We start from the raw sequence: 6,168 nt of genomic DNA, 5'->3' as shown, positions 1-6,168 counted from the left end.
CCGACCACGGCGGTTTCAAGCACAACTTCAGGCTGTTTATCAGGGAGATGGAGTTCAGATTCAACCATCGCGACGACGAAAACGCGCTAAACTACCTCAGGAGCATACTTCACGCTTGTTCATAATTAGGTGATAATCCCTTTGTGATTTGAAACAGCGGTATCCCCTCCCGGCGGAATGGTCCGGGAGTGTGTGGGATGCCAATAGTCTTTCTCTCTGCGTGGCGGAAATGCCGGCGGTCGTCCGGCGCTGTTCGATCCACTGTGGGACGCTGATATCCTGCTCAATGTGTCGCTGATCCTCTACCTATCGATGTCAAACAATTAGAACCATCAATCACCCGGCGCAAAAGCTGTCAACGCGATAAATGCTCTGTGTCTGGATAGTCAGTTTCCCGTACAATTGAGGCGGTGTTATCCACATACAGTAGAACGATCCAAAACGTGCGGGAGCTCGAAAAAAGGACGGTCCCGCGACCGTCCTTTAAGACACGCGACTGGCGGCAAAGACTAATTCGGACTCAGCGAAACCGGATAGCTGACCTTGACACTCCCGTCCTCGATGGGCTGGAAACGCATCCCCTGCAAGGAGCGGATCATCGCGCCGAACAGGTTGCCCGCCGGCAGGTTGTTGTTGGAGCCCGTGGCTCCGGAAACCGAACCATCGGGATTGATGGTGAAGATCAGCGTTACCGAACCGGCGGCGTTGGGATCGGTTTTGAGCAGCTCGTTGTATTCGCCGCGGGCCGAAGACAGGGCGCTGTTGACGTAGGCGGCCACGGTGGTCTTCGAACGGTCGCTGTGCCCGGCGCCGGCGCCGGTGATCTGGATGTCCCCAGCCACGGCGATCCGTCCGGTACGGCCCTCGGGTTCAACCTCCGTTTCCTCGACCTCGGGCTCGTCGGCGTGGCGTTCCTCGGTGACCTCGGCCAGTTCCTCCTCGAGTACGACGCGCTCCTCCTGCAGGGCGGCGCGCTGCTCCTCGAGCTCGGCGACCAGGGCCGTGTCGCCGGCGGCCCGGGCCTGGGAGATCTGATCGTCGATGGCCGCCAACCGCTTATCGATCTCGCCCAAGCGCTCGTCGATCTGGGCGATTTGCTCCTCGAGATCCCGGCGGGCGCCGGTCAGGTCGATGACCAGCCAGATGCCCACGGCCACGACGACGGCGATGATCAGGGTCACCAGAATGGTCTGTTTGCGACGACGCTTCTTGACCTGGGTCTCCATCCGCTGGATCTCGTCGCTCTCAGCCTGCAGACGACGCTCCGCGTCCGCCAACTCCGCGCGGCGCTTGTCCAGGGCCGCCGCCTCCTCCTTGGACATCTCGACCAGCTTGGCCCGCTCCTCCAGCTCCCGGCGCTGCTGCTCGAGGGCCTCCTGCTCAGCCTGAATGCGCTCACGCTCAGCCTTCTGACCCTCGTAGGTCAACGCGGTCAGTGCACCGGTGTTGACCCCCTCGATCCAGTCGCCGAAGACGCGGGTGCGGTCCACCTTGCGCGTCTTGTGGAACATCATGTTCAAGTGCTTGACGTTCTTGGCCTGCACCCAGACGTTCTGATCGACCTTGCGCAGGTAGTCGTTGGCGCCAAAACGATTCTCCTCGATCCAGCGCTTGACAGTCTCCACGGAGACAGGTCCGTACTGCTTGCCGTCGATTTTGAGGAACAGGTTCTTTTTCTCGTCTGCGACCATCGCAACCTTCACCGGTTAACTTTCGCGGATCCCTGGCGCACCGGTGCTATCAGTATCACCCACCTGGAGCCAAGCCAGTTGGAGCAATCGACTGCACCGGCCGCACAAAGAGCTATTCAAGCCTAAACCAAGTAATAGTTTAGCCCAGCAGTCCTGAGTGGTCAAGTAAAAGGTCGCGTGAAACGGGGGACTCCCGGCCAAAAGGACCGACCAGCACAGCAATACAAGCAGACCAGGGCGGGGTGGCTTGCCTGAAGGCCCGGAGACCTTGGCCCGTAAGGTGAATCCGCGCATCGATCAACCACCTGCGGCGGCGGAACCGGCACGGTTTTTGCATCTCGGCGACCGTTAATAACGCTGGTAACGGTTCGCCTCCGCAAAAACCGTGCCGGTTCCGCCGCCGGTGAATAGAAGTGTCGTACGGTTTCGAGTAGAAAAGGTCTCCGGGCCGGGCGGGATGAGAAGGAGGGCCGCGATTGCGACCCTCCGGTGTTGAGATCTCCCGATACGGGGTATTAGTCCGCGGGTCTTGACGACCCGTGCGTTCCGCGCTGGGCGGAACCCGCCGCAATCACCCCGTTTCGGAACCGTGGTTCCGCGGGTTAGGATTGCGGCTCGAGGTTGAACGGGACTTTCAACTTTACGACCCCGTCGACCCCGAACACGGACCAACTGTTAACCGTACCGACGATCTCATTGGCCAGGGCGCCGCTGCCGGTGGAGTTACTGGCAACGCTCGCCGAAATGGCCCCGTTGTTTACTGTTACGTTGAGGACGATGCGCCCGGACAGGCCGGGGTTGTCGCCCAGGTAGCTCTGGTAGATGCGTTTGATCGTACCGGCGCGCGAGGCGAAGAAGCTGGCGACCTTGCTGACGCCCTCGCTGGAGGCCGTCGAGCCGCCCTGATCGATCTGCGGCGATACGACGACGGGTGCGGCGTAGACGGTTTGGGGCAGATCGGAACTGCCCATTCCGCCGGTGCCTTCGATACCCGCTGTGCCCGTGCCACCGGAACCGAATCCGGCCGCCGCGTCACCACCGGTACCACCGGCGCCCGCACCACCGCCTGCAACAGAGACGGTGCCGCCGGACTCGAACAGACCCGAGCCCTGGCCGCTGGTAATCCCGGTCATACCGCCGCCTGCGGCGACGATGTTGGAGGTGATGGCTTGGAGCATGAAGTCCGCAGCGCCCGAGCCCATGGCTGCGCCCTGGCTGGCCGCGTCGGCACCGCCGCCGCCGCCGCTGCCACCGGTCCCCGCACCTTCGGAGGTGGTGTTGGCGACTACTTCGGCGACTTCTTCTTCACCGCTATCGCCGCCTTCGGCGACGACATCGGTCGGTACTTCTATCTCGACGTCTTCGACGTCGTACTGTTCAGCTAGTAGTTCCTCGATGGTCGGGGGTTCGGCCAGTTCAGTACCCAGGATAAACAAGCCTCCGAGTATGAAGGAGAACCCCAGAAAACCCAGAAAGACCTTCTGATCCTGTTCCAGATAGAGGCCCGAGGTAACCGCATCGGCCAGTTTGGGCTCTCCGGCGACCTGCTTCGGGCTTGGCTTGAAATACCCGAAGTGGATCGTGATATCGGAGACCTTGATTTGGCCTTTCTTATGCCTGTTGGCGCGGAAGACATAGCCGTGTTTACTGCGGGGCAGGAAACCGCAAACCCGCAGATCACGCAGTGAGATGGTCGAGTCACCGACGTGGATCTTACCGCTCATTTCTTCGTCGATGCTGAACTCGTACTCATCGCCGCGCTTGACGGCCAGTTGGTGCTTCATCGGAGCCGACGGATCGTGCTGCAGGACTACGTCGCAGTCCGGCGCCTGTCCGACGGTGATGGTGTCGTTCTCCGGCACCAGGCGTTTGATGATACGGTCCCCGCGTGAGACGACCAGGCCGAGGACCTCGTTGGGTCCGTTACTCATGGCTGGCTCCTTTGTGGGGAGTGTTGATCATTCGAACTTGGGTTGGACCTGGGTGGCGGCGACCGTGATGTTGAGGTATCCAGCACGGGCCGCCGTTGCTACGACACGTTTGATCAGACTGTAGTAGTGGGTTCGGTCGGCGAGGATCAGGACCTTGTAGGCTTCGTCATCCTCGCGGTTGGCCATGCGCTGCATCTCTTCGATCTCCTTGACCCGTGCTTCCAAGGGGGACAGGAGCTTCTGGATGGTTACGTCATTGCCGGCCAGGGCTTCCTGGGTGTTCATCACCTCCTTGTCCAGGAAGAAGATATGGTTTTCACCCACGGCCAGGCGGTCCACTACGCCGGCCTGGTTGCGGGCGTCGGATTCGGGCAGGGTCAGGGCGGCTTGGGTACTGGAGATGTCGCCCTGGGTGGAGAAGGTTTTGAGCAGGAAGACCAGGATAATGGTCATCATGTCCATCATCGAGGTGATCTTGAGTTCCGCCTTTTCCTTCTCGCGTTTGTGAAGCTTGGACGGTGCCCAGGCACCGGGCATGTCTCACCTCCTTTCGTGTTCGGTTACTGGGGTGCCGCGCCGCCGAAAATGATGTTGGGGAATAGCTCGGCCACCCAGACGTTCTGTACCTGTCCGGGCTTGAGGTCGACCCCGTATTTGGCGGCGTCTTCTTCGGTTTTGATCTCTACCTTGACCAGGTTGCCCCGCACGGCGTCCATCAGGTCGATGACCGCGGTGAAGGGGATGGTGTCCTGGATGGCGAGGATGACCTCGTCATGGTCCTTGTAGACATCCATTGTCTTGACCTTGTCCCGGAGAACCCGGCGCAGTTCCTCGTAGTCGTAATCGCCGTCGGGTGTCAGTCCGATCCAGGGCAGGGTGCCCCGATCGTTGGTGACCAGGAACCCGTTCTGGGCGCTCATCCCGACCATGAGGATCTTCTGCTGGCTTCCGGCTCCCGCTCCGCTGCCTCCGCCGGCCGCTTGAGGCGGCAGGGTCACCTGAATGGCCACCGTGGTGACGAAGACCGCGGCTTGGAGCAGGAAGGGGATCAGGATAATCATCAGGTTCATCACCGGGATCAGATGGTCCTCGCTCGAGGCGCCCTTGTCCTTGCCGCCTCGTCGTGCTGCACTGGGTGCGAAAGCCATCGCCTACCCCTTCGTAGCCGTGATGAGATTGCTGATCTTGACCGAGTACTGGTCGATGTCGCTGATGATCCGCTCGGTCTTGTTCTTGATGATCGAGGCCACGACGATGGTCGGCACGGCCACGGTCAGACCGAACATGGTGGTCAGCATGGCCTGGCTGATACCGTCGGCCAGTTTGCTGGCGGCTTCGTCGGGCGCGGCGACCTTGAGAGACTCGAAGGCGTCCATCAGCCCGGCGATCGTACCCAACAGACCCAGCAGGGTCGCGATCTGGGAGAACATATCCAGGTAGCTGGTCCGCTTCTCGAGCTCGGGAATGACCTCGAGGGTTTTAGCGTCGGCCGCTACCTGCATGTCTCGTTGACTGCCGGAATGGTTTTTGACCACCTCCCGAAGAACGCGGGCCAGCGCCGAATTAGAGGTGTTGCACAGCGCGATCGCCCGCTCCATGTTGCGGCTCTGGATCAGTTTCTCCAGTTCCGCGATAAAGGTCTTCGTGTTCAACGAACTCTTGAAGATCACGAAGTAGACTCGCTCCAGCATGATGGCGATGCTGAAGACCAGCACGGCGAGAATGATGTACATAAACTCACCGCCCTTGTCGAACATGGTGAATAATTTATCCATGCGCTCCTTTCGGGTGCGGACGGCACTGCCGCCCGGGGGGGGTTGATGCACTGCGGGTGTCCCGGCCACGAGGACCGAGACGGGGTGTGGTTGAAGCTGGAAAAGCGAGGGTACTGCGGTGGGTCAGCGCTCGATCAGCATCAGGACGGTGGCGGTGATCAGGGCCACTCCGGCCGAACCGACCAGCCAGTTGGCGTTGGCGGTCTCGCCGTTGGCGTCCATGTAGCCGGCGGTCAGGCCGGCGGCGATCCCGGCTCCCGTGGAGAGCCAGATGGCCGGATTCTTGATCGTTCCCGTGCCGAACTCCATTCCACCCTCAAACTCCTCTTTGTCGATGGGGTTGAGGATCTGGCTCTCGTAGGTCTGGCGCAGCATCACCGTCTCGAATTCCGGCTCGGTGCGGTAGAGGAAGCTGATGGCCTGGGGCACCGGCGGCCGAGCGGTGATGTCGATATCGGTGATCTCGACGAACTCGTCGTCCTGGGCCAGGACGCAACCCACCAGTATCAACAGCAGGATGAGAAGGCGTTTGTGCATGGCTGCCGTTATCCTCGTAAGATGGGGCGGGGGATCGTTTGATGGATGGGTTGAGTCGGATTATTGGCGGTTTGTGGCTCGATTCGGACGAGCGTTTCAGCGCCGGGCGCTTGGATGACGAAATGCCGATTGGCTGCCGGTGGGCGCCGGAGTCGGCGCCGGGAGCCGCCCTTGCCGCCGCAGATCTTCGGTCGTCTTGCGCCGACCGCCGTCAGGCACCGGTGTCGGCGGCTT

The 6,168-nt window shown here is 61.1% G+C and carries 6 protein-coding genes; all 6 read right to left on the bottom strand.

Going from position 1 to position 6,168, the window contains the following annotated elements:
* Window positions 1-509: 509 nt before the first annotated feature.
* Complete coding sequence (locus GF399_12775; protein ID MBD3401188.1) at window positions 510-1,691, bottom strand: AgmX/PglI C-terminal domain-containing protein; 1,182 nt, start codon at window positions 1,689-1,691, stop codon at window positions 510-512.
* A 602-nt stretch (window positions 1,692-2,293) separates the two neighbouring features.
* The gene (locus GF399_12770) at window positions 2,294-3,622 is read right to left on the bottom strand and encodes a hypothetical protein (GenBank protein ID MBD3401187.1); all 1,329 of its coding nucleotides are present in this window, start codon (window positions 3,620-3,622) and stop codon (window positions 2,294-2,296) included.
* Between the two features lie 27 nt (window positions 3,623-3,649).
* Window positions 3,650-4,159, bottom strand: a complete 510-nt coding sequence (locus GF399_12765) for a hypothetical protein (GenBank protein MBD3401186.1) — start codon at window positions 4,157-4,159, stop codon at window positions 3,650-3,652.
* Window positions 4,160-4,182: 23 nt separating this feature from the next.
* On the bottom strand, window positions 4,183-4,770 hold the full coding sequence (locus tag GF399_12760) for a hypothetical protein (GenBank protein ID MBD3401185.1): 588 nt from the start codon (window positions 4,768-4,770) through the stop codon (window positions 4,183-4,185).
* 3 nt (window positions 4,771-4,773) lie between these two features.
* A complete protein-coding gene (locus GF399_12755) occupies window positions 4,774-5,397 on the bottom strand; it encodes a MotA/TolQ/ExbB proton channel family protein (GenBank protein ID MBD3401184.1) in 624 nt (207 codons plus the stop codon).
* A gap of 123 nt (window positions 5,398-5,520) precedes the next feature.
* On the bottom strand, window positions 5,521-5,934 hold the full coding sequence (locus GF399_12750; protein ID MBD3401183.1) for a hypothetical protein: 414 nt from the start codon (window positions 5,932-5,934) through the stop codon (window positions 5,521-5,523).
* Window positions 5,935-6,168 lie beyond the last annotated feature (234 nt).

The sequence above is a fragment of the Candidatus Coatesbacteria bacterium genome, from assembly GCA_014728225.1.
Taxonomy (GTDB): domain Bacteria; phylum RBG-13-66-14; class RBG-13-66-14; order RBG-13-66-14; family RBG-13-66-14; genus WJLX01.
The sequence above is the reverse complement of the archived record's forward strand: the minus strand, read 5'-3'. Positions and strand labels throughout refer to the sequence as shown.